The sequence below is a fragment of the Bacillus sp. SIMBA_074 genome, assembly GCF_046534555.1.
Taxonomy (GTDB): Bacteria; Bacillota; Bacilli; order Bacillales; family Bacillaceae_G; genus Bacillus_A; species Bacillus_A mycoides.
The window spans coordinates 20,664-43,419 of the sequence record NZ_JAWRYM010000039.1 but is presented as its reverse complement, the minus strand read 5'-3'; the positions used below and the strand labels follow the sequence as shown (position 1 = coordinate 43,419).

Below are 22,756 nucleotides of genomic sequence, written 5' to 3'. Positions count from 1 at the left end.
CCTGTTGCTCCTGTTGCTCCTGTTGCTCCTGTTGCTCCTGTTGCTCCTGTTGCTCCTGTTGCTCCTGTTGCTCCTGTCGCTCCGCCTCCTGTTGCTCCTGTTGGACCTGTTGGACCTGTTGGACCTGTCGCCCCTGGAGTAGCATTGATTAATTGAATTAATAAATTAAAAAGAAGTTGTAAAGTTGCAGAATCAACATTTGAGTTGCAGGATATAGGGATAAGATCTAAAGCGAAGAAGAATTGTGCAAGGGCGCTATAAAATTGTTGCAATAATGTTGACAATTGTCCTAAATTAGGTGCTGGAGATTGTAATAAAACTATAATACTTTGAGTTAATTGTTTCAAAAAATTAACTTCTGGAGAAGGTAATAAGGAATTTAAGAAAATTAAAAATTGATTAAATAAATCGAGTAACGCTAATCTGTTTGCATTACTTGGATTTGCAAAAAATGCTGAAATAGCTGATACTAATGAGTTTAGTAAAGTAATTAATTGACTTAATTGTTCCCTAGTAATAGGAACTGACTGTGGATTTTTACAACAATCTGCTGAAAAAACAATCGGATTGCAGTTATTATGACCAAAACAATTATTATTTGACATTTATTTCCTCCTTACTTTTCTTATAGTTGAGTGTTTTCCTATTCTAAGAACTATAAAAGATGCGATTGTAAAAAGTAGTTGAGTTATATGTTTCTCCTAAAATAGGAAACATGAATAATAATCAAACTTGAAAACGTAATTTAATTATGTTCATGACTCACATATTAATTATATGTTTTTAATAATTGACTGCTTAGATTAAACACCTAAACTTAAGAGTTTATTTTATTTTTCCACGTTTATCTATTAGGTCCAAAAGCACATTTTCATTTAAAAATTAAAACATAAATAAATCATTAGCATATATTCCACAAGTAACAACATCATTCTTTCAAATAATTAAAAATGATACCTTTACTAATATTGTGTTCCTTCTATAATCATGAAGCCGTTTCTATTATAAAAAACTTTCATACAATATAGTGGACAAGTTATTCTATACTTCGTTCAAAAAATAATTAAAGGAGTGAAATTTAATTGCCAATTATTCAACCATTTATCGCTTCTAGAAGATTTACATCTACACTAGGAGCTGGAACAGGAACAGGTGCAGCTTTTGCAATTGCTGCAACAGCTTGTTTAAACGATGCCGGTACTACTGCAACTGCCTTTCCGACTTTTACGTATTACAACCTCTATGTAAATGGCATAATTCAACCTAGCGTGAACTCCAGTGTGACCACAGGTCCTACTGGTGCTATTACAATTCCTGGCGGAGATGTATTAGACGGTGGAATTCCAATTACAATTGAATTTATCGTCACTTAATTTTAACTAACCAAATTTAGAACAAAAAGGGCAGATTTCTCTTTATAGGAAATCTGTCCTTTTTAATTGATAATAATAAATTGTAGGATAATTGAAGATCCTTGTGAGGGTGGTTCAGCATCTAATAAAGTTAACTGACCAGCTGTAACTTCATAAAAAGGTTGTGGTTGAAGAATTCCATTTATAAATAGATTAATATAAGAAACTTCACTTGGTGATAAGATTTGTGTTGTACCGTATTGTGCTATACCATCTGCATTAGTATATATAAGTTTTTCCCCATCTGAAAAAGTAAAATATAATAGGTTTGTTGTTGGGATTATTCCCGGTATTCCCGTTGGGCCGGTTATTCCTGTTGCCCCTGTTTCTCCTGTTGGGCCGGTTACTCCGGTTTCTCCTGTTATTCCTGTTATTCCTGTTATTCCTGTTTCTCCCGTTTCTCCGGTTGCTCCTGTTGGGCCTGTTTCTCCTGCTGCCCCTGTTTCTCCTGTTACTCCCGTTATTCCTGTTTCTCCTGTTGCTCCTGTTTCTCCTGTTTCTCCTGTTGGGCCGGTTACTCCTGTTTCTCCTGTTTCTCCTGTTACTCCGGTTTCTCCGGTTGCTCCTGTTTCTCCTGTCGCTCCGGTTTCTCCCGTTATTCCTGTTTCTCCTGTTGGGCCGGTTACTCCTGTTATTCCTGTTTCTCCTGTTTCTCCTGCTGCCCCTGTTTCTCCGGTTGCTCCTGTTTCTCCTGTTACTCCTGTTTCTCCGGTTGCTCCGGTTTCTCCTGTCGCTCCTGTTTCTCCGGTTGCTCCTGTTTCTCCTGTCGCTCCGGTTGGAAAATTAATAGACGGAAGAGGTGGAAATGTAGGACCAATATTTTTAGAATCCATAACTTCCTTAGACATTGGTAATTTGTCATATCGATTCAAATTTGCATCTCCCTTCTATAGTATTTATTAAATGTTAGATGTTCCGAAATGTTAAAAGAATTATCTAAAAAATACTATTAATCTCTCGATTAAAATCTTTGTACAAAATCAAATTTAATGTAACTTACTAAAAATGAATGTATTTTAAACAGCATGCCGTTACTATAAAAAATATTATTAATAGAATATATGAAAAGTATCTCCTTTATCATAAAAATGAGGTGATTTTAATTAAAAATAAAGATAGAGAAAATCCCCAAAATAATGACGTACAATTATCCTTCCTTATAGACTAACTAGTCCTACTGGTAGTACTGGACCCATGAGTAATACCGGACCCACGGGTAGTACCGGCATAAACGTTACAACAAATTCTATGTTTGCAAATAATACAGTGGGTGGAACAGTTTCAGTGGTACTAACATACTACTCTCAAACAATCAAAGCCTTGATAGCTTTGCAGTCAATAGTGCGAATGATTTATTTACAGTCCCTGTAACGGGACGTTATTATCTTTCTTATCAAATTAATACTACAACTGTACTTCTTGCGGGTTCAAGACTAATTTTAAACGGATCTACATCACTTCTGGGCTCAATTCTATCTCCTGCCTTATCTACTTCAAGTTATAATAATAATTTAATTACAATATTAAATGCAGGTAATACTATTTCTCTTCAATTATTCGGTCTCTTATCAATTGTCAATTTAGTCGGTGGTGGATCAACTGGCGCCTCTCTAACAATTATACGAGTTGATTAATAAATGATTCATTTTTTCTTCTTAGCTTTAAATGCCATTCCCCTATATAGATAGTAGAAACTATCTATACTAAATATTCCGGATAAACATTATCAATTTACTCTATACGCTATCAATGTTAAGTTATTTATGAAGACAGTTTCTCCTTTACTAATCATCTCAATATGTATTTGAGAAACATTCTCCAATCCTATACGCGAGAGAAATACTGTGTTGACACTCAAATGAGTGTCTTTTTTTGTAATTTTTCACATAATAAAAACCACCTTGTATAGATGGTTTTATAATTACGCTTCCCTTATATTTTTTATGTATATAAAAACTTATGAAGCTGGATAATAAATTGTCATACTCAACCGAGTTAACGTACTTCCTGAATTATAATAAGCGTGAGGTCTATCCGCCTTAAACCTGATTGAGTCTCCACTATTTAATCTATATTGACAATTATTTACCTCAATTGTCAGTTCACCATCAAACACAGTTATAAATTCCTCTGTTCCTTCTTTATGCGCTTCAGCATATAACTTTCCTTCTGTTTCAATTTCAACAGTATAGATTTCAAAATGTCTATCATCTTGGAAAGGAAACGAAGGATACACTTTATATCTCCCGTTGTCTTCAGATAATACTTGAACATCGTTTCGTAAAATAACTTTCGTATCTGGCTGTGGATTATTGATTAAAGAAGTAAAAGACACTTTCAAGCCATTAGCAATTTTCCAAATCGTAGTTAGTGTCGGGCTAGATTCTCCCCTTTCAATTTGTCCGATCATCGTTTTACTTACACCACTTAATTGAGAAACTTTTTCTAAGCTCAGCTTTTCTTTTTCTCGAATAGCTTTTAAATTTTTTGCAAGGATAAGTTGAATTTCCTCCATAAAAAAACACTCCTATACAATATAACGACCATTATGTATAATAAAAAGCACACGTTATATTGTTCTTTTCGGTCATTATAACATACAAAATCAAAGGAGGTTTTGAAATGCCTATATTTTCTTTTTTATTATTCGTCTTTATTAGTAGCTTCACACCAGGCCCTAACAATTTTTTATCCATGACATACGCCAACCAACATGGGTTAAAAAAAAGCATTAAATTTTGCTTAGGAGTGGCTTTCGGCTTTTTCATCATCACTTCATTGTGTAGTTTCTTTAATATTATACTTATAAACATTCTGCCAATAATTGAATTTCCTTTAAAAATTTTAGGTGTAGCTTATATGCTGTATTTAGCTTTTAAAATACTCACTAGTAAAAATAGTGCAAACACAAATGATAAAAGCAATAAAAACTTATTTTTAGTAGGAATTATGCTTCAATTCGTTAATCCAAAGGGAATATTATTCGGACTGACTGTAGTATCAACTTTTATTCTCCCTTATTACAATTCATATTCTAGTTACCTTCTTTTTTCATTATTTTTAGGAGTAGTCGGTTTAATGAGTACGTTTAGTTGGAGCCTATTCGGTTCAATGTTCCAAAAACTTTTATTAAAACATAACCAATTCTTTAACATCATTATGGCAGTATTATTAGTTTTTAGCGCTATTTCAATTGTTATCAACTAGCTCCATAACCATCCTAATTCTTAATTTAACAGTCAATTTGATATAAATAATTATCCTTCCACCTATCATCTTTTTTTAGTTTTAAGATGGGGGAACCTTCTAGTGATAAGATTTCCACCGTATTATACTAAATAAGAAATTTACTATATAAGGAGGAGGGTTTCAACATCTAGTCGTTTACGTAATTACAAGCTTATTTTAACGATAGAATCATTAAGTAGGGTTCATAAATTTATATCTCTACTTATACATTTTGTCAGTAATACAAGGGCTGCAGTTAAAACAATTAGCGAAAGACTATTCAGATAGAAATGTTTGCAAATACAAAAAATGCGGTTTCTCTTTTCACGAGAAACCGCATTACATCAATAATTTTGTTGAATTTTAAACTGAATTGTATACAAATCAAAGTTGTAGACTCGCATTTTTAAATGCTTGATTTTTGTACTATTTTATTAGAATATCACATGTTTAAAATGTATATATCAGCGATATTTTATGTCTATTTTGTATAGGTGTTAGCAAGTTAGTTTGCAAACTTGTTAACACTTTTTTATTTCTTCTACAAATATATTTCCTCATAAATCCAATTATATTTACTACCATTGTTACATTTTCTTTCCTCTTCAGTTTTTAATTCAAATTTCTATCCCAAGTTACGTAGAATATATTATTTAAATTTGTACATTATAAAAAAAGAAAGTATTACTTGTAGTTAGGGTGTTCCAAATGAATTTTAGAAACCTATTTTCTTTATTACGGAACATTTTTAAAACCATTTTTTCATTGATAAAAAGTCTTTCAAAAAATTTATTCATTTTAAGGAGGCATATTAAAATGGGAGTTTTAAGTGGCAATCCCCAAAATGAGCCAATGCATTACGGAGAAGTCTTTGGAATTTGGAGTTATCTTGCAGCGGCACAAGGTGCAATTGCTGGTTATCAAGTTCTTATTAACCATACAGGGGATGAGGACTTAAAGAAATTTTTAGAAAACCTTGTAGAGAATGATATCCAATCAGAAGTTGAAGAATTGAAAAATTTATTAAAATTAAATGGTGTTGCATTACCACCAGCACCTCCAGAAAGACCAGTTGCATCTATTGAAACGATTCCTCCTGGTGCTCGTATAAATGATGCAGAAATTGCAGCAACGGTTTCTGCAGGTCTTGCAGCAGGTTTGGTAGCATGTAGCCAAGCTATGGGACAATCTCTTCGAGAAGATGTAGGAATGATGTTTGGACAATTCCATATGAAGAAAGCACAAGCAGGTGCTACTTTACTACGATTAAATAAGAAAAAAGGTTGGATTATTCCCCCTCCTCTACATGTTCTTCAATCTGATCAAGCATAACATGAAGTAAGCGGTTAACTTTTGTTAACCGCTTTGTTGTATTTACCTGTACTTTTAATACTGGAGATTAAAGATATTCCTCATAATTTTAGCCTTATGGTTATGGTTTAGAAACTATTAAACGAAGAATGTACAAAAGAGCTGGAGAAATTAATGCATAAGAAAGGAGGGGAAAAATATGAAGAAGAAATTATCATCTATTTTAAGCGTTTTAGCATTAGCTATTATGTTTTTAGGTACAAATTCCCATGCTGAATACGATGGAAATAATATGATAGAGTTAATAATGATGTAAGAACTCGAAATGTAAATACGACAAATGATTTAAATGATAATCGTGATAGAAATAATAATTGGGCTTGGCTTGGTTTATTAGGACTAGCAGGTTTATTTGGTCTTAGAAGAAGAGACAAGGAAACACGCTAATGTAGAACATTTTTTCACAAACAATAATCTCTTTATTAAAATAAGTATAAAAGATAAATGGTCTTTCTAAAGGCGATTTATCTTTATTAAAAATAAATTCACTTTAATACTTCGGCAATGGTGAATCTTTAATCCAATCATGATAAATACCCATAGCTTGTACTACAATTAAAACAGTGGATATTCACCTATAAAGAACCACTACATTTAAAGAGCAGGATAAACATTTTATAAAATGTTCAATTTAACTAGTAAAGCTAATAAGATTTGGAGAAGGATTTGAACATTTACTGCTATATCTGTATCAGTTGTTGTTACGGTTACATTTCTAGAATTTCGAATAACAGTTTCTTGCTTATTAACTTGTTTAACAGATGATTTTTGAAATAATTCTTGTGCTACACGGTCAGCTTTTTCACTGTCTGCTATAGAAATACTTATTACAACCACAATAGCTGCTTGTAATGCTGCTTGGATAGATAACGCAGCTTTTGTATCTGTAGTAGTAACTTCTACATCTGCTGAATCAACAATTGTAATAGATTCTTCAGAGATTTGGTAAGTTTTACTTTCTTGTGTAGCCACTTCTGAAACGTTAGCATTTTTAAAAGACGGATGCGGATTTGAAGAATCTAATGCACTCCACTTTTTATTTTCATCTGAATGGCATGCTTTGTCCATAAGTTCACCCCCTTTCAATCCAAATAATTATTAACCTGTGATTGTATTTCAGAAACAATACTTTTAATTTGCTGCTTTTTTTCTGGCGATAAATTTTTTAACTTTTCTTCATTTATCCCATGCCTATTAAAAACATCTGAGAGTAAAAGGTCTATGATTATATTCTTTTGGTCCTTATCAAATTTAAAGGAAGAAAATTTGTTTAAATTATCCATTTACAATATTCACTCCAATCAAATTTACTATAAAAATTTCGAATAACTACCAGCATTATATGTATTTTAATAAGAATTGCTTGGACAAGTAACTTAATCTTCTATTTTCACTTCTTTTTACCAATAAAATTAAAAAGCTGGCTTCTAATAAGAAGGCAGCTTTCCTATACTTCACATATACATAAGTTTCATTTACTGTTAAATAATATGTTTTCCCTTTGCTATTGTGTAGTTATCTACACTTACTTTCGCATTAATCTTGAATATTAATCCAGTCATTATAAGGAGTCCAAGCTTGTACCACTTACTACAACAACGTAATATTTACCTAGAGTGAACCCTTATAGCTAAATATAAACGGGATAAACACTTTATAAAATGTTTAATTTAACTAGTAAAGCTAATAAAACTTGAAGAAGAATTTGAATATTCACTGCAATATCTGTATCAGTAGTTGTTACGGATACGTTTCTGGAATTTTTAATAAGCAATTTTTGTCTATTAATTTGTTTAATAGATGATTTTTGAAATAATTCTTGTGTTATTTTATCTGCTTTTTCACTATCTGCTATAGAAATACTTACTACAACCACAATAGCTGCTTGTAATGCTGCTTGGATAGATAGCGCAGCTTTTGTATCTGTAGTAGTAACTTGTACATCTGCTGAATCAATTATTTCAATATACTCCTCAGAAACTTGATCAATTTCATCTTTTTGTATAGCTTCTTCTAAAAAATTAGCATTTTTAATAAATGAATAAGAGTTTAATGTTTCAGAATCCTGATTTTTTGGTTCAAAATCCTGATTTTCCGGTTCAGAATCCCGTTTTTTTGGTTCAAAATCCTGATTTTTCGGTTCAGAATCCCGTTTTTTTGGTTCAGAATCCTGATTTTTCGGTTCAGAATCCCGTTTTTTTGGTTCAAAATCCTGATTTTTCGGTTCAGAATCCCGGTTTTTTGGTTCAGAATCCTGATTTTTCGGTTCAGAATCCCGTTTTTTTGGTTCAGAATCCCGGTTTAATGGATCCCGGTTTTTCTTTCTTCTACAAACTTCACATTCACACATAAAATCACCCCTTTTAATCTAAAAAAGTAGCAATATGAAAATATTGGCTAACTACTAGCATTTTATGTTTTTTTAAAAAGAATTGTTTGGACAAGTAACTTAATTTTCTATTTTTACTTCTACTTCTTTTTGTTAATTCACATACACATAGGCTTCTTTTTCTGTTATATAGTATGTTTTTCACTTACTGTTGTGTACTTTGTACTGTGGTGATCCATTGACAAAAAAGGCCCCCCAATTAAGGACCCCCTTTGTTTTTTACCAAACTATTCTTTTGTTTTATTTCACATAAGAATAATACCACTTCCGCTCGTCCAACCAAGCCGTGAACTTATCGATATTTCCGGATGCGTATCCATTTGTTACAGCATATCCAATACCGTCTTTCTGAATAACAATTTGTCCGTCAATACCCGCGTCAACCATTGCTTGGGATAAGGCTTGTAAATTACTGAATCCTACGCCTCCAGTTTGTACTTTGAGCAATTGAACTGCCCCGCCTCCAGTTTGTCCTGTAAGAGCATACACAATTGAGTTAGCGATGTTATCAACATTCCATTTAGCCATGTCGGATTCGTTATCAATGAATCCTAATTCGATAAGAATAGCTGGTGCTTTAGTTCCGTTCAGTACCGCTAGATCTGTACGTTGCTTTGCACCACGATCACGCCATCCAATATCTTTTGCTAATTGAGACGAAATTTTAGCCGCCAGATCTTTCTGATCATAATACAGAACTTCCACACCTTGTCCATTTCCGTCACTTGCATTAAGATGAAAAGAAATAACCAAATCCACATTATGAGAATTACTATTACGAACGATATTATTTAAATTTTGCGCTTGAGTGCTTCCTACTTCGTCTGTATCATCATAGACTGTGTGTCCTAAAGCTCTTAACTTAGCTGCAACCGCATCTTTCACCTGACGATCCATAATATGCTCTTTTCGATTTCCATAATTAGCCCCTTGTACAATACCGTTGTGTCCTCCATGTAAACTATAACGTGCCATTACTCAACATCTCCTTTTTTATTAGTATATTCAGAGCTTGTCTTATTGCTCTTACCATCCAAAATCTCAACTGCATTTGTTAAAGTTTGTGGGAGTGGAATCCCCATACGACCAGCATTTTCCAAAAAGTGAAAGTAACTCATTACCCATGAAGAAGAAAATAGTCGCTTCACGAATAGCACTGTTACTTCCAAACGCTGCATCTAATTGAGCTGCAACCCCAACCAAAAGAAAAAGCAACACCTTTTTGGCGATGCCTTTGAAACCAACTTTACTTTTTATTTCTCCGTTATAACCTGCTGCAATCATGCCAGTTAAATAATCAATAACTGCCATCGTCACTAAGATTTTTAATGTTGCATTCCATCCTCCCAAGAAATACCCACAGAAGCCACCAAATGTAGCTATAAATGCTTTCAGTAATACATCAATACGATCCATCTTTTCCTCTCCTTTTCTAAAAATAAAAAAGACCAGCTATTGCTGCTCTTTTTGTATTGTATTTTCATTAGTTGGTGGTTCTTGTGGAGGAGTTTTATCAGTAAATTCAAAATAATCATCTGCACAAATGCGTCTTTTAGCAACTCCTAAGTCCAATTCATATAGTTTGGCTCCACGTCTACGTTCATAGCGTGGCCCACGGATTCCCATTAAATCTTCAATGTCACGAGTGCTTAAATTCTCTTTTTGTTTTTGCTTGTTTTTCTTCTTTGCTTGTTTTGATTGTCTATTCCATTCACGTAATTGATCTTTTAGTTCCTTCATTTCCCCATCTCCCTTTTCAAAATAAAAAGGACACCTATTCCTAAAACAGCTCTCATTGCTGCTTTAATGAATTGGTGTCCTCTAGTTTTCTAGCCGGACGATATTTATTATTCGTTTACTTTAAAATACCAGCTTGTACAAAAATGTTTTTCCAAGCGTTATTGACTTGATGTTTCTCCACTGCTTTTTTACGACGAGCAATAGCTTTCCTAGTTTTTCTTTTCTTTAAACCTTTCATTCTCCCAACCTCGCTTTAAAAGAATTATTTTGTTCAGATTCTAGAAAAGTGTTAATATTCTTAACAAAGGAGGTCTACTGATGGAAAAGACTTTTTTAGTTATTTTCATAGCAATTTTCCTTTTAATAATTTTATATTTTGTTGACATGTCACTTTTTTGGAAACAACCCTAAATTACATTCAAAAAACAATTCCCTTGAATAGATCTCAATTTCCTGTCAATACTATAGATACACCAGTCTCCAATTTCCCTGGAGATGAGCAGTTAGCTTTTGCTAGCTGCTCTTTTGTGTGTGCAGGTTTTCTATAAAATAATTTTTAAAACCCTATCCATACTAAACTTGGGCTTATATAGCTCAATCAATTGTTCATTCACTAGGCAGACAGTTTATTTAATAAATTGTCTGTCTAATCAATTTGATTATTCTGCTTTATATTAAAATGAAATTTTTATTAAGCTCTTTTTCTCTACCGCATAACATGTTTAATTCTGCTTATACTATAGCTGTAACCTAAAGTTACATATCATTTACTTGTAGGGCCTAATTTTCTTTTGTACAGCAAGTAGTTAGCTAATTATGCTGGCTGCTTTGTTGTGCAAAATGAAGTTTTTATCATGAAACAAACCTTGAATGTTTATAACACTATTAGACATCCTAAAAATAGGAGGTGATATATATGAATAACTCTAAAAAAGAAAAAAATGATGTGACAAATAATACTGTGCTTGGTCTTGATTTAGATGAACAGGCTATGAACGGGTTATACGGAATGCCTGAAACTGATATTGAAGAAAAAGATCACCGTAAAAAAAGCAATTCACCTAAAATCTAGTACATATTTACACATAACACCTTTTTGATTAGGAGCACAATGCAAAAGTGCTTCTAATTTTCGGAGATTAAACCAAATAGCGTTTTGTTAAAAACTTTTCACACTTAAGCTGGACAAGCATATACTATTGTATGGAGACTCTCCATTCATAGAGATCCGCCTTTCTTATCGAAGATCATGCTTATATGTGTGCTCTTTTTACTTACAATGAAATAACGATTTTGTTTAAAAGTTGCACAACCATAAAAATACATGCATACACTATCATGTGAATCTTTTTTCTATATATGCCTTGGTCATAAAGCGCCTTAAAAAGCGCTCTTATTAATTAAATAAGACTTTTAATTAATAACATTCGATATTTTGCTAATACTAATCACATTACAATCTGCTTCTTAACCAGGTTGTATCCAAAAGGGCAGTTGATACAACTTACTGCTCTTTTTTAAAATTTATTACATAACCTTGAGATTTCTGCCCATACTTTACTTAACCATGTAATTTTGTACTCCTTAAATTCATGGATGTAATTTTCTCATTGCAGTTAGCTTTTGTTAACTGCTCTTTCATTTTCATTAGCCTGTCACCATTTGATGAGTCAAACATACACTATGGATATAAGGTATCTTCACTCATATGCCCTCACATTGAAAGAGGGCCTTTTTATTACTTTCGCTACCGTATAAAATCTCTAATTCCGTTTATACTATAACTGTAACTTCAATTTACATATCTTTGCTTGTATGTATGGGCTTCTTTCTTAACAAATCGCAATAGAGCAGTTAGCTAATTGAGCTAGCTGCTTTGTTGTTTCATTCTTCATTCCACGATTTTTTTACAATATATTTTTCTAAAGAATCCTGCTTCAATCTCTTTTCGAATAATCTTTTTTGTATTACACATAATACATTTGAGCCGACTTCCCACCGGCTGTACTCTTTCTAAACGGAGCTCCCTCCTCCGTGTCGGTTAAGAACAGGCAGACAACTTAATTTGTTGCCTGCCATTTTTACGTATACTCGTAAAATTTCTTGTCCATACTGTTTAGAGAAGACATCTTATGCCATTTGGATCGACCTCTAGCACATGATAATTTTACAACCGTTCCTATACAAGGAACGGTCTTATTTTTATCTTCTTGCTCCCTCTTTTTAATTAGAATAACTATTTTGTTTAATTTTTTTCATATTTAAACCGGACAAGCATATGTTATTGTATGGAGATTCTCCACGCATAGAAATCTACCTTTCTAAGAGCATACTTATTAGTGTGCTCTTTTTTAATAAAATTCAAATTTAGTATCACTATATGTCAAAACGTTTTTGACTAGCTTCCCTGCTAAACCCGTCTGGATACCTTTTTGCTAGCTTAGAAATGTTCATTTGCGCAATATCTTCTAAGGTATATCCCATTTCGTGAGACATGATGGAAATGTAATACAAGATATCTCCTAACTCTAAAGCCAATTTATAAGTATTCCCTTCTTCTTCTCCTGGACAATGAGCTGGATCGAATCCATGACCATGAAAAATAGCTTTTTTTACAATATCCGCAACCTCACCAGCTTCTCCCGTAAGTCCTAATGCTGCATTTAATATGCGTCCACCGAAGTCGTTATTTGCATTCCATGTACGTAATGTTGCTTCTTGATATTGATCTAATTCACAAATTTGATTGATATTCATTACAGCTTGTCCTCCCTTTGATTCACTAACTAATTTAGTTGCTGCATATACACCGTTTTCCATTGCTTTCATTTTGTTTTCCCCTCTCTTTAACAAACTCCTAATCCCATTGGACGGTTTTCAATCATATATTTATCAGCTTGATCTATAATAAGAAGTGCCACCTCTGATTGGTGTCTCCTTAATGCTTTTGCCATTTCTGGTAAACTCATATCTTGTTTCCACATTTCACGAAATCGTATAATGTCCCTTTCATCCCAAATGAAGTTAGCTTCTTCTAAAGCGATGTATATTTTCAAACGTGATTCCTTCATCGCTTCATGATTTCTTACTACGCTCATAAGCGAACCTACCTTCTAAAAATCATTATTTTATCTTTTCAGTAAAGTTAGTATGCACGCGATCAACTTTACCGTTAACCCAAATTGCAACTTGCTCGCTATTACATATTGTTCAAAGATATCATAACGATCATCTTGTTTGGTTGTGCATGGTAATTCATCCGTACCCTTTGCACTCTTTGGAACTTGGACACGTACATCAGCATATGTAACGCGTCCAGTTCCTTTCTTTACATTAACTTTCATTACATCGAATTGACAAATTGCTGGCTCTACATCGAAAATATTTAATTGTTTAGGCATTTACCATCGAACTCTTTTCGATGAGGCTCAGTAACTCACTTGCGCCTTCTTTACTTAAATACATTCTTCCGTATTGATACTAGATACAAAAACTTCAAGTTCTTGACGATCAATCTCTATTGTTGAAAAGACTATTGAAGCATTACAAAAACATAAAATAAAAATAAATGCTGATAAATTAAGATTGGGTCAAGCATATTTAGATTATGATTTAGTTGTATGTAACAAAATGGGTAAACTGGTTTATCGCGATGGCTTTCATGATACATTTAAAGCCTATTTGAAAAAATCCGGATTAAAAAACATTAGATTTCATGATTTACGAAACACCCATGCAACGCTTCTTTTAATACAAGGAGTACATCCAAAGATTGTAAGTGAACGATTGGGCCATAAGGACATTTTCATAACTTTAAATCGCTATTCACATGTTTTACCGGAATGCAAGAGGATGCTGTTAAAACATTTAGTGAGAGACTATTCGGATAGCAATGTTTGCAAAATGTTTGCAAATACAAAAAATGCGGTTTCTCTTTTCACGAGAAACCGCATTACATCAATAATTTTGTTAAATTTTAAACTGACTTGTATACAAATCAAAGTAGAATCCTTTCTTTTCCATAAGAGATTCATGATTTCCTCTTTCAAAAATACTACCATCTTTAATTACAAGTATTTGATCTGCTTTTTCAATTGTTTTGAGTCGATGAGCGATTACAAAACTTGTTCGCCCTCTCATTAAATTATTTAATCCAGATTGAATTTGTAATTCTGTTCTCGTATCAATATTAGATGTTGCTTCGTCGAGAATTAATATATCTGCATCTGCTAAAATCGCTCGTGCAATCGCAAGGAGTTGTTTTTGTCCTTGACTTAAATTCGAACCTTCTGAAGCAATTTCCGTTTCATATTGATTCGATAGATGTTTTATAAAAGAATGTGCTGATGCTGCTTTTGCTGCTGCAACTACTTCTTCATCACTTGCATCTAAACGTCCATATCGAATATTTTCCATAATCGTTCCTGCGAATAAATACGTATCCTGTAAAACAACCCCTATTTTACTCCGCAAAGAATTAATATCATAATCCTTTATATCTTTTTCATCAATGCTAATTTGCCCTTTTTGAATGTCATAAAAGCGAGTTAACAAATTAATAATTGTTGTTTTTCCTGATCCAGTTGGACCGACTAAAGCGATTGTCTCCCCAGGATTCGCCTCGAGACTCACATCTTTTAAAATCATGTTGTCCTGTGCGTATCCAAATGAAACTTTCTCAAGCCTAACATGTCCTTGTAAATTTTGTACAAGTACTGCATCTTTTTTATTTTGAATTTCTGGTACTTCATCCATAATTTCAAAGACACGTTCTCCTCCAGCAACTGCCGCTTGAATCGTATTCATTAAAGTTGCAAATTGACTAAGTGGTCTTGAAAATTGTCGAGAATAATTAATAAAAGCTGCAATGACACCTACTGTTGTCATTCCGTTTAATACCATTACCGATCCAGTTCCAATTACAAGCCCCATTCCTAAGTTATTAATAAAGTTCATACTTGGAAAAATAAATGCTGAAAACGTTTCAGCCTTCGTTGCTGAAATTCTTAGCTGTTCGTTAATTTCATTAAAGTTATGTACGGTTTCTTTTTCTTTTCCGTATAACGTAGTTACGTCTGCGCCTGTAATAGCTTCCTCAATAAATCCATTTAATTCTCCTAAATCCTTTTGACGCTTCGCAAAGTTTTTCCCACTATAAGCAACTAGTTTTTTCGTAACGAAAAACATAATAGGTACTGTAATTAAAGTTACAATCGCTAAAATCCAATCTAATGAAAACATCGCAATTGTTACACCTATAAACGTTAACGCTGATGAAATGATTTGCACAACACTTTGTGTCAAAGCTTGATTTAAGTTATCAATATCATTTGTCACACGGCTCATTAAATCACCTTGAGAACGTACATCAAAGAATCGTAGAGAAAGTGTTTGGATTTTTTCAAAAATATCTTGTCGTATTTTTTGTATAGTCTTTAATGCAACATTAATCATTACAAATGTTTGTAACCATGTTAATAATACGGTTATCCCATATATTGCAATGAGTAGCATGCACATTCTGGCTGTCCCGCTTAAATCCTTCGGTACAATGTATTCATCAATGATGACCCCCATATAATATGGCCCAAGTAAACCTAGTAATGTCGTGATAAATACAAGAATAATAACGAACATAAGAGATGCTTTTTGATACCCCATATAGTTCCATACTCGCATTATAGTTCCTTTAGTATTCTTAGTTTTTCCCGAATTCGGATTGTTACGTCCACCTTTATTTCCAAATTGTCCTTGAAAATTACGCACGCTCTTCCCCTCCTTCTTGCTGCAGGCTACCACCTTGGGAAAGATAAATTTCCTGATACACTTCACAAGTTGCCAATAAATCCTCATGCGTACCATTTCCAACTAATTCACCGTTATTCAAAACGAGGATTTTATCAGCATCTATAATAGAAGATATTTTTGATGCAATTAAAAATGTCGTTGTGCCACTATATCTTGTCCTTAACGCTTCCTGTATTACAGCTTCTGACTTCGCATCAACTGCCGATGTAGAATCGTCTAATACAAGAATAGATGGCTTTCTCACTAGGGCTCTTGCAATAGATATACGTTGTTTTTGACCACCAGATAGATTGGTTGCACCTTGTGTTAAGTTATATTCATAAGAGTCTTCCAGCTTATTGATAAACTCAGTCGCACAAGCAGATGAAGATGCTAATTCCAATTCATCATAAGTTGCATCTTCTTTGCCATAACGTAAATTCTCTTCTATACTGCCTGAAAAAAGAAGTGCCTTTTGTGGAACGAAGCCAATGGAAGCACGAAGTTTTTGCAAATCGTATGCTTTCACATTAACATCATCTATACATATTTCACCTTGATCAACATCGTAAAGTCGTGGCAATAGTTTCGCCAATGTAGATTTACCACTTCCGGTCGATCCAATAATCCCTATTTTTTCACCTTTACGTACAGTAAATGAAATATCTTTTAAAACATATTCATTATTTTTCGTATAACTATAGCTAACATTTTTAAACTCTACATTACCACCCACTTGTTTTGGTTCATATACGTCGCCTTCAGTTGTAATATCAACTTCAGTATGTAAGACTTGTTGTACACGATCAGCTGATGGAAAAGCACGGGCAATTTGAATAAATACCATACTAATAGACATAAGTGACATTAAAATGATATTTAAATAGTTAATAAAAGCTAAAATGGCCCCTACTTGGAGTGTACCGTTAAAAACTTTTTCGCCACCAATCCATAAAGTTGCTACAATTCCGCTATTTACAACTAGCATAATAATTGGCATCATCAATGAAATAATTTGTATTGCACGAATATTTATTTCAGTTAAACTTGTATTAACTTTCTCAAACTGTGCGATTTCATATTTTTGTCTTACATATGCTTTTATAACACGTACACCGGATAAATTTTCTTTTAGCTTTGTGTTTACTTTATCTAATGCTTCTTGTACTCGCTTAAATGAACCGCTCGATTGACCTGCAATCAATACAATTGCAACTAATAATACGGGTACCACAACAAGTAAAATTGGAAATAGGTCTCTCGCTGTTACAAAGACTATAATGATACTTCCAATAAATAATAACGGTCCACGGACAAGTACACGTAACGTCATCGTCATTGCCGATTGAATAGATGTAATATCATTTGTCACGATTGTTAATAATTTACCTGTTCCAAATGAATCACGATTTTTGCTAGAAAATGTTTCTATTTTCGCAAACACATCTTTTCGTATGTCTGTAGCGAAATTAATAGCTGCTTTTGTAGAGTACATCATACAGCCAAGTCCACCAATTAATCCAAGCGCCGCCGCTCCTATCATTAGAAGCCCCATTTTTATTACATAATTCAAATCCCGGTTTGCAATTCCAACATCAATAATATGTTGCATAATTGTCGGTTGAATTAAGTCCATCGCAACCTCAAGTACCATAAATAGCGGTCCAATAATAGCGAAGAACATGTATGGTTTTAAATACTGTAACAACTTGCGAAATGATTTCATACATAATCTCCTTTTTTCATGAAATTACCATTGAATAATTCATATTCCTCCTTATTTAAGCGATATAGTCTGTAATTTCTTCATTAGTCCTATTATATTATGTAAATTAATATTTAACATTATTAAATGATAAGTTTTAAATCATTTTTAGTCAATAAAATGGAACTTTAATCTACCAGGCATTTTCACTGCCAGTTGATGTGAATACTCTTTAACTTAATAAAAACCGCATTCTCATTTAGTAAGAATGCGGTTTTCCCATCTATATTTGTTCAATTTTAAAATCGAAAACCTCGGTCTCGAATCCATTATTTTCAGAAGGACTACACGTATAAAAACCAATTTTAACAGGCTCATTACCTATGTCCTCCATCAAATGAGCGATTCTTATTTGTTCCCATCGCTGACTCGTTTTCACATATATTGTATAATCGCCAAGTTTTCGAATAATTCGAAAACGTAATTGTTGCTTAGCAAACTCATTTGGATAGTCTTGCGTTGACCAATCAGAATAGCCATTATTCGTTACGACAGCACCTAAATGTGATGGGCCCTCAGGAATATATTCTAAAGATGTTTTTAACCAACACTTCTCAGAAATCATAACAAATAAACCCGCTTGATCGTATGTCGCATTTGGATTCATGCGCAATTGAACCTCAGCCTGAAAATCTGTCATTATCTCATCATAAAATACATGGCCATTCATTACTTCAAAACCATAATGGGTTTTCAGCCAAAAATCTGTTTCTTCTTTCGAATGGACAATGAATGTATCATTGTCTTCAAGTTTGTAAAATTTAGGTGCGTTCATTACAGTAAGTTGCTCAATATGATTTGGTATATATGATGTTTTCATAATTCCTCCATAAAAAAGCATTTAAATTAATATTTAAAACTCAGTTAATACCGGGAATTTATAACCTTTAAAATCTAATTCTTTATTACTTCGAACCATTAAATACTTACTAGTCTGTAATTCTGTATATTGTACATCATCAATTCCTAATTGATCTGGGTAGAAATAAAATTCAATCTCCGTAAATTCCCCAGAGATTTCCTCACATAATTCATCTAAAATCGGAATTACCGGCGCAAATACTCCAAATAATTTTAGTTTTTGATTTTCTACTGTAAAAACAATCAGCGCATCTAATTTCTCTGAATAATAAAGGTTTTCATTCCATGTTGAATCATACATATTTAAATAAAACGAAGAGCGGTAATTTAACGTTGAAAATTTATTAGAAAGCCTTTGGCCATTTTCAATAATCTCATGTATTAATTGTCTATCCTCTTCATTATAAAAATCTAACTTTTTAAGTTGAGAATCTTTGTAACCTTTATTTTCGTATGATACTGTCATCAAATATTCTTGCACAATTTGAAAACCAAATGGTTTATATAGTTCCGGATTTTCAGTAAACAAGACCGCACACTCGCATTGCTCATCAATTTCCTCTATCATCTTACTAAACAATTGTTTCATTAATCCTCGTCTACGATAATTCGGATGTGTCATTACTGATTGAATACCCGTTGCATTTATTTTTTCACCATTAATTAAAAGCGGAAGTGAAAATGCCGCAACATTTGCAATCGCATTATCATCTTGTAAAAATGATAATGCTTTATATGTATAATCCCAATACCCTTTCTCTGAAAAATCCTGCAATGTTTGGCTCGTAATCCCAAACACTTCTTCAAATAAAGGAAATAACTGTTCTCTTCTCGGTTCTTCTAATAGAAAGTTTGCCATTTTTTCAACATTCCCCATGTTGTCCCTCCATACGTCGATTCCATTAATTTAGATATACTTATATGACCTACTCTCAAAAAATAGGCCTTTCAAATCAATATAGTATCATAAAACTTTTAAAAATGGTTTAATTTATTTTATGTTTTGATTATTAAAAAACAAGTCGAATAAACTAGTATTAAGATTTTTGAATAATATCATGTTTATTATATAACAAATGGTGCTTCCTACTTATCTTTCCGATAATAGAAATACACCATTTTATGCAAATATAATTCACCTATTCTTTGGTTCCCTCAAGTCGCTCCTTCGTACTAATTTCTTCTCCCTTCACTCGCTTTTCAAACGTCTTTCTCCAACTAGTAGACAGTGCATTTACTTCTAAAATCCTTTTTAATCCTTCAGAGTTTTGTTTTTCTTTATGCATTATGCGATTCGCAAACAAAATTGACACACCTTTTGGATCAGGCTTCAACAATTTTAAAGTATCTACCGGTAATATCCACCCTTCTTTTAATACTCGAAAATAAAAACCTGTGTATCCTGTATCTTGAAAATATAATGGCAACTTTGGAATATTATATTTCTTCGCTAATTTAAAACAAGGTTGTCTTGGCTGCGTTACTTGTACAATCGCTTCTCCGAGTTGAAACGTGTCACCAATACAAACATCTTCTTCACGCATTCCGCTTACTGTTATATTTTCACCGAAAGCCCCATATACAAGTTCCTGATTCAACTCTTTTTCCCAGTAAGGATAGTGGTCACCAGTATAAACACAAACCGCTTTATCTACCCCTCCATGATGAACTAAATCCGCCTGTCCATCTCCATTAAACTTTAAAAATGATAAAAAAACAGGTTCCTTTACTTGCTTTTTATTTATCCCTGTTTGAATTAACTTCCCACCATACATAACCTCTTTTGGCAATCCTAGATTTAAAGATAGGATTTCATATACTTTAGTCATTCAAATCCCTCCTCTTACTTGCGGCACAACTTTTCAAACTGATAGATAACTTGAGAATCCACTTCTGATAAAATAATTATAAATCCTACAAAACCATTGTTCAATTCAATTATTTATATAATAATGATAGGTATATCCTATGATTAAACTTGAGGTGATTTCAATCGAATTACGACAATTAGAATACTTTTTAACTGTTTCGAAAGAATTACATTTCACAAGAGCAGCCGAGAAATTAAATATTTCACAACCTTCACTAAGCCAACAAATACGTGCATTAGAACATGAAGTAGGAATGCCACTTTTTGATCGAATTGGTAAAAAAATATCTTTAACTGAAGCAGGAAAAGTTTTATTATCGCACAGTAAAACAATCTTTCACGAAGTCGAACAAGCCCGCTCTGCCATTCAAGATTTAAACGGATTACAACATGGATCCTTAACAATCGGCTCATTGTTAACCGTCGTAAATTATTTACTACCACCAGCCATTTTAAATTTCAATAATTTATATCCGAATATTGAACTTTCTGTATTAGGTCTTCGTACAGGGGAAATTCGTGAAAAATTATTACAAAATGAATTAGATATTGGCATTACATTTCTTCCAGTGCAAGATAAAGAGATTGTTTCTATCCCACTATATAAAAGTGAACTTACATTAGTCGTGCCAACCGGTCATACTTTAACTGAACATGATCGTGTATCTATTGCAGAATTACAGAACTATCCTTTAATTCTTTTACCTAAAAATTTCTTTTTAACTGAACTAATTACATCCCATTGTCAAAACTTTAACTTTAAACCAAAACCAATTTTAGAAATTAGTACAATGGAATCTTTAATTCAAATGGTCTCAAAAGGAATGGGAATTACAGTGTTACCAAAACCGTATATAGACTTTTTGCAAAGTGAGCACATAAAAGCTATTAAAATTGAAAACCCCACTCCAACAATAGATATAGGACTTATTTATAGAAAAGATAAATATATGTGCGCTTCTACCCGGGAATTTATTGAGCAACTAAAAATAACAGTACATTCTCTACAAAATTAAACATAAAAAGAGATTATCCTATGCAGCCGTTACACAACGCCCTATTAGAATAATCTCTTTTTATAATGATATAAAACATTACATTTTATGGTTTCTTTTCTAATAACCTATTATTCATTATAAGTGCTAAATTATTATCGTATTATTAAGCTACACATCGGCGATATTTTATGTCTATTTCGTATTGGTGTTAGCAAGTCCGTTTGCAAACTTGTTAGCACATTTTTATAAAAATTATATAATGCTTCACAAAGTAGGAATCCGTTTCGATCAATCTTTTTTCAAAATGGATTCCTTTTTGTCTCTTATCAATATTCAAATGTTACAGTAGTACCATTAAAACCATCAAAACAATTAGAGCAATTAGAACAATTAGAGCAACCACCACAACCAAAACAACTAAAGCAACCGAAGCAACCAAAACAACGGAATCCACCACAACGACCACCGCCACCACAACGACCACAACCGCCACAGCGACGAGCATCATCTGTAATATAGTAATATGGATATTGGTTTTGCTGGTCCCAATACACAATATTTCCAGACTGATAATCATTAAGGCTTAACGCTTGTAGTTCTTGTTGAAACTTATTCATTTTCATGACCTCCGTTTATAAACTACAACCCCATCGATGCTTTCCTATATTTCTGCTCGTTAAATCTAAGTAGAAATAGCGCTATAAAGTAAAACTTTAATCAGTGGGGCGTTTACGGGCAGCCCGACTCCCATCTAACTTCTTTGCTCCAGTCGAATTTTGAGGTGGGAGTTTTACTGCCCACAAATAGCGGGTTAAACTAAGTTCAATACGTACACCTACAAAATATGACCTATCACTAGATGATGTACCTTGTTCATATACCTATTTTTAGGTTGTTTTTACTATGGGCTCATTTTTACAAATGGAAATTATAAAATATGAATTTAAACAATAACATTTAGATTTATGTTATCATTTTCTAGTTCTATAGTCGTATATTCCATAATTTTGTTTGGTCATCTTCGTATTTCCAATATGCACTCCCATCATTATTTTTCTTCGCTTCAATAACTGCTAAATCAGAGCTAATTTTATAAGTATTTATAATTAGTGCTTTCTGCTAAGAAAAGTCTATTTTTATGAATGGCAAATCAGCGATGTTTTATGTCTATTCCGCATACGTGTTAGCACTTTTTTATATTTCTTCTATTGCATACACCTTCATAATTTCAATATATTTCCCCTTACCACATGGACATGGTTGCTCTCTTCTATATGATTCTTCCCAGCTCATTTAAACACACCTCTTTAACTACTTAATTTATATTATTATATA

At 33.0% G+C, this 22,756-nt stretch carries 22 protein-coding genes and 7 pseudogenes; 8 read left to right on the top strand and 21 right to left on the bottom strand.

The window, feature by feature from the left end; translation table 11 throughout:
• On the bottom strand, positions 1-605 hold a 605-nt coding region (locus SB773_RS26990), incomplete at its 3' end, for a collagen-like repeat preface domain-containing protein (protein ID WP_410593216.1).
• Between the two features lie 477 nt (positions 606-1,082).
• On the opposite strand from SB773_RS26990, the gene SB773_RS26985 reads away from it, so the two are divergent.
• Positions 1,083-1,373: a DUF4183 domain-containing protein gene (locus tag SB773_RS26985; RefSeq protein WP_002031992.1), complete on the top strand. Its 291-nt coding sequence runs from the start codon at positions 1,083-1,085 to the stop codon at positions 1,371-1,373.
• A 62-nt stretch (positions 1,374-1,435) separates the two neighbouring features.
• Here the strand turns inward: SB773_RS26985 and SB773_RS26980 are convergent, their stop codons facing one another.
• The gene (locus SB773_RS26980; protein WP_410593213.1) at positions 1,436-2,284 is read right to left on the bottom strand and encodes a DUF4183 domain-containing protein; all 849 of its coding nucleotides are present in this window, start codon (positions 2,282-2,284) and stop codon (positions 1,436-1,438) included.
• 322 nt (positions 2,285-2,606) lie between these two features.
• On the opposite strand from SB773_RS26980, the pseudogene SB773_RS26975 reads away from it, so the two are divergent.
• A pseudogene (locus tag SB773_RS26975) lies at positions 2,607-3,046 on the top strand (BclA C-terminal domain-containing protein).
• A 323-nt stretch (positions 3,047-3,369) separates the two neighbouring features.
• Here SB773_RS26975 and SB773_RS26970 read toward each other — a convergent pair.
• Positions 3,370-3,927 carry a helix-turn-helix domain-containing protein gene (locus SB773_RS26970; protein ID WP_002069930.1) on the bottom strand — a complete coding sequence of 186 codons (558 nt, stop codon included), beginning with the start codon at positions 3,925-3,927 and terminating at the stop codon, positions 3,370-3,372.
• 107 nt (positions 3,928-4,034) lie between these two features.
• On the opposite strand from SB773_RS26970, the gene SB773_RS26965 reads away from it, so the two are divergent.
• The 3 genes and pseudogenes from SB773_RS26965 to SB773_RS26955 all read left to right on the top strand — a co-directional run bounded on the left by SB773_RS26965 (position 4,035) and on the right by SB773_RS26955 (position 6,398).
• The gene (locus tag SB773_RS26965; protein WP_241875554.1) at positions 4,035-4,619 is read left to right on the top strand and encodes a LysE family translocator; all 585 of its coding nucleotides are present in this window, start codon (positions 4,035-4,037) and stop codon (positions 4,617-4,619) included.
• Positions 4,620-5,456: 837 nt separating this feature from the next.
• The gene (locus SB773_RS26960) at positions 5,457-5,972 is read left to right on the top strand and encodes a DUF3231 family protein (RefSeq protein ID WP_088033020.1); all 516 of its coding nucleotides are present in this window, start codon (positions 5,457-5,459) and stop codon (positions 5,970-5,972) included.
• 178 nt (positions 5,973-6,150) lie between these two features.
• Positions 6,151-6,398 (top strand): annotated as a pseudogene (locus SB773_RS26955) (WGxxGxxG family protein).
• 228 nt (positions 6,399-6,626) lie between these two features.
• Here SB773_RS26955 and SB773_RS26950 read toward each other — a convergent pair.
• The 8 genes and pseudogenes from SB773_RS26950 to SB773_RS26915 form a co-directional block, all read right to left on the bottom strand.
• Complete coding sequence (locus tag SB773_RS26950; RefSeq protein ID WP_088033016.1) at positions 6,627-7,079, bottom strand: spore coat protein; 453 nt, start codon at positions 7,077-7,079, stop codon at positions 6,627-6,629.
• Positions 7,080-7,093: 14 nt separating this feature from the next.
• The gene (locus tag SB773_RS26945) at positions 7,094-7,294 is read right to left on the bottom strand and encodes a spore coat protein (RefSeq protein ID WP_088033014.1); all 201 of its coding nucleotides are present in this window, start codon (positions 7,292-7,294) and stop codon (positions 7,094-7,096) included.
• Between the two features lie 371 nt (positions 7,295-7,665).
• The gene (locus tag SB773_RS26940) at positions 7,666-8,361 is read right to left on the bottom strand and encodes a spore coat protein (RefSeq protein ID WP_410593209.1); all 696 of its coding nucleotides are present in this window, start codon (positions 8,359-8,361) and stop codon (positions 7,666-7,668) included.
• A 132-nt stretch (positions 8,362-8,493) separates the two neighbouring features.
• A pseudogene (locus SB773_RS26935) lies at positions 8,494-8,583 on the bottom strand (N-acetylmuramoyl-L-alanine amidase); the annotation flags it as partial.
• 57 nt (positions 8,584-8,640) lie between these two features.
• The gene (locus SB773_RS26930; protein ID WP_410593207.1) at positions 8,641-9,375 is read right to left on the bottom strand and encodes an N-acetylmuramoyl-L-alanine amidase; all 735 of its coding nucleotides are present in this window, start codon (positions 9,373-9,375) and stop codon (positions 8,641-8,643) included.
• Positions 9,375-9,816 (bottom strand): annotated as a pseudogene (locus SB773_RS26925) (phage holin family protein). Before SB773_RS26925 ends, SB773_RS26930 begins: the two are co-directional and overlap by 1 nt.
• Positions 9,817-9,852: 36 nt before the next feature.
• Positions 9,853-10,140: a hypothetical protein gene (locus tag SB773_RS26920; RefSeq protein WP_088033008.1), complete on the bottom strand. Its 288-nt coding sequence runs from the start codon at positions 10,138-10,140 to the stop codon at positions 9,853-9,855.
• A 115-nt stretch (positions 10,141-10,255) separates the two neighbouring features.
• Entirely contained in the window at positions 10,256-10,378 is a 123-nt protein-coding gene (locus SB773_RS26915; protein WP_088033006.1) for a DUF3983 domain-containing protein, read from the bottom strand.
• Between the two features lie 678 nt (positions 10,379-11,056).
• On the opposite strand from SB773_RS26915, the gene SB773_RS26910 reads away from it, so the two are divergent.
• Positions 11,057-11,212: a DUF4021 domain-containing protein gene (locus SB773_RS26910; RefSeq protein ID WP_088033000.1), complete on the top strand. Its 156-nt coding sequence runs from the start codon at positions 11,057-11,059 to the stop codon at positions 11,210-11,212.
• A 1,304-nt stretch (positions 11,213-12,516) separates the two neighbouring features.
• Here SB773_RS26910 and SB773_RS26905 read toward each other — a convergent pair.
• The 4 genes and pseudogenes from SB773_RS26905 to SB773_RS26890 form a co-directional block, all read right to left on the bottom strand.
• The gene (locus tag SB773_RS26905; protein WP_088032998.1) at positions 12,517-12,969 is read right to left on the bottom strand and encodes a nucleoside triphosphate pyrophosphohydrolase family protein; all 453 of its coding nucleotides are present in this window, start codon (positions 12,967-12,969) and stop codon (positions 12,517-12,519) included.
• A gap of 17 nt (positions 12,970-12,986) precedes the next feature.
• Positions 12,987-13,238 (bottom strand): helix-turn-helix domain containing protein, encoded by a 252-nt coding sequence (locus tag SB773_RS26900; RefSeq protein ID WP_088032996.1) that lies wholly within the window; start codon positions 13,236-13,238, stop codon positions 12,987-12,989.
• 25 nt (positions 13,239-13,263) lie between these two features.
• Positions 13,264-13,335: pseudogene (locus tag SB773_RS26895) on the bottom strand (DUF3954 domain-containing protein); the annotation flags it as partial.
• Positions 13,335-13,541, bottom strand: a pseudogene (locus SB773_RS26890) (cell division protein SepF); the annotation flags it as partial. The pseudogenes SB773_RS26895 and SB773_RS26890, both read right to left, overlap by 1 nt.
• A 229-nt stretch (positions 13,542-13,770) precedes the next feature.
• On the opposite strand from SB773_RS26890, the pseudogene SB773_RS26885 reads away from it, so the two are divergent.
• Positions 13,771-13,917: pseudogene (locus tag SB773_RS26885) on the top strand (site-specific integrase); the annotation flags it as partial.
• 192 nt (positions 13,918-14,109) lie between these two features.
• On the opposite strand, the gene SB773_RS26880 reads toward SB773_RS26885, so the two are convergent.
• The 5 genes from SB773_RS26880 to SB773_RS26860 form a co-directional block, all read right to left on the bottom strand.
• Positions 14,110-15,906, bottom strand: coding sequence for an ABC transporter ATP-binding protein (locus SB773_RS26880; RefSeq protein WP_410593203.1), 1,797 nt, complete (start codon positions 15,904-15,906; stop codon positions 14,110-14,112).
• Positions 15,899-17,653, bottom strand: a complete 1,755-nt coding sequence (locus SB773_RS26875) for an ABC transporter ATP-binding protein (protein WP_088032988.1) — start codon at positions 17,651-17,653, stop codon at positions 15,899-15,901. Before SB773_RS26875 ends, SB773_RS26880 begins: the two co-directional genes overlap by 8 nt.
• Positions 17,654-17,915: 262 nt before the next feature.
• On the bottom strand, positions 17,916-18,512 hold the full coding sequence (locus SB773_RS26870) for a DUF1349 domain-containing protein (RefSeq protein WP_002127357.1): 597 nt from the start codon (positions 18,510-18,512) through the stop codon (positions 17,916-17,918).
• Positions 18,513-18,545: 33 nt separating this feature from the next.
• Positions 18,546-19,430 carry a GNAT family N-acetyltransferase gene (locus SB773_RS26865; protein ID WP_002031966.1) on the bottom strand — a complete coding sequence of 295 codons (885 nt, stop codon included), beginning with the start codon at positions 19,428-19,430 and terminating at the stop codon, positions 18,546-18,548.
• A gap of 262 nt (positions 19,431-19,692) precedes the next feature.
• Positions 19,693-20,382 carry an MOSC domain-containing protein gene (locus SB773_RS26860; protein WP_002085626.1) on the bottom strand — a complete coding sequence of 230 codons (690 nt, stop codon included), beginning with the start codon at positions 20,380-20,382 and terminating at the stop codon, positions 19,693-19,695.
• A 154-nt stretch (positions 20,383-20,536) separates the two neighbouring features.
• Between SB773_RS26860 and SB773_RS26855 the strand changes: the two genes are divergently transcribed.
• Entirely contained in the window at positions 20,537-21,439 is a 903-nt protein-coding gene (locus SB773_RS26855) for a LysR family transcriptional regulator (protein ID WP_410593218.1), read from the top strand.
• A gap of 308 nt (positions 21,440-21,747) precedes the next feature.
• Here the strand turns inward: SB773_RS26855 and SB773_RS26850 are convergent, their stop codons facing one another.
• Positions 21,748-22,038: a heterocycloanthracin/sonorensin family bacteriocin gene (locus tag SB773_RS26850; protein WP_410593199.1), complete on the bottom strand. Its 291-nt coding sequence runs from the start codon at positions 22,036-22,038 to the stop codon at positions 21,748-21,750.
• Positions 22,039-22,756 lie beyond the last annotated feature (718 nt).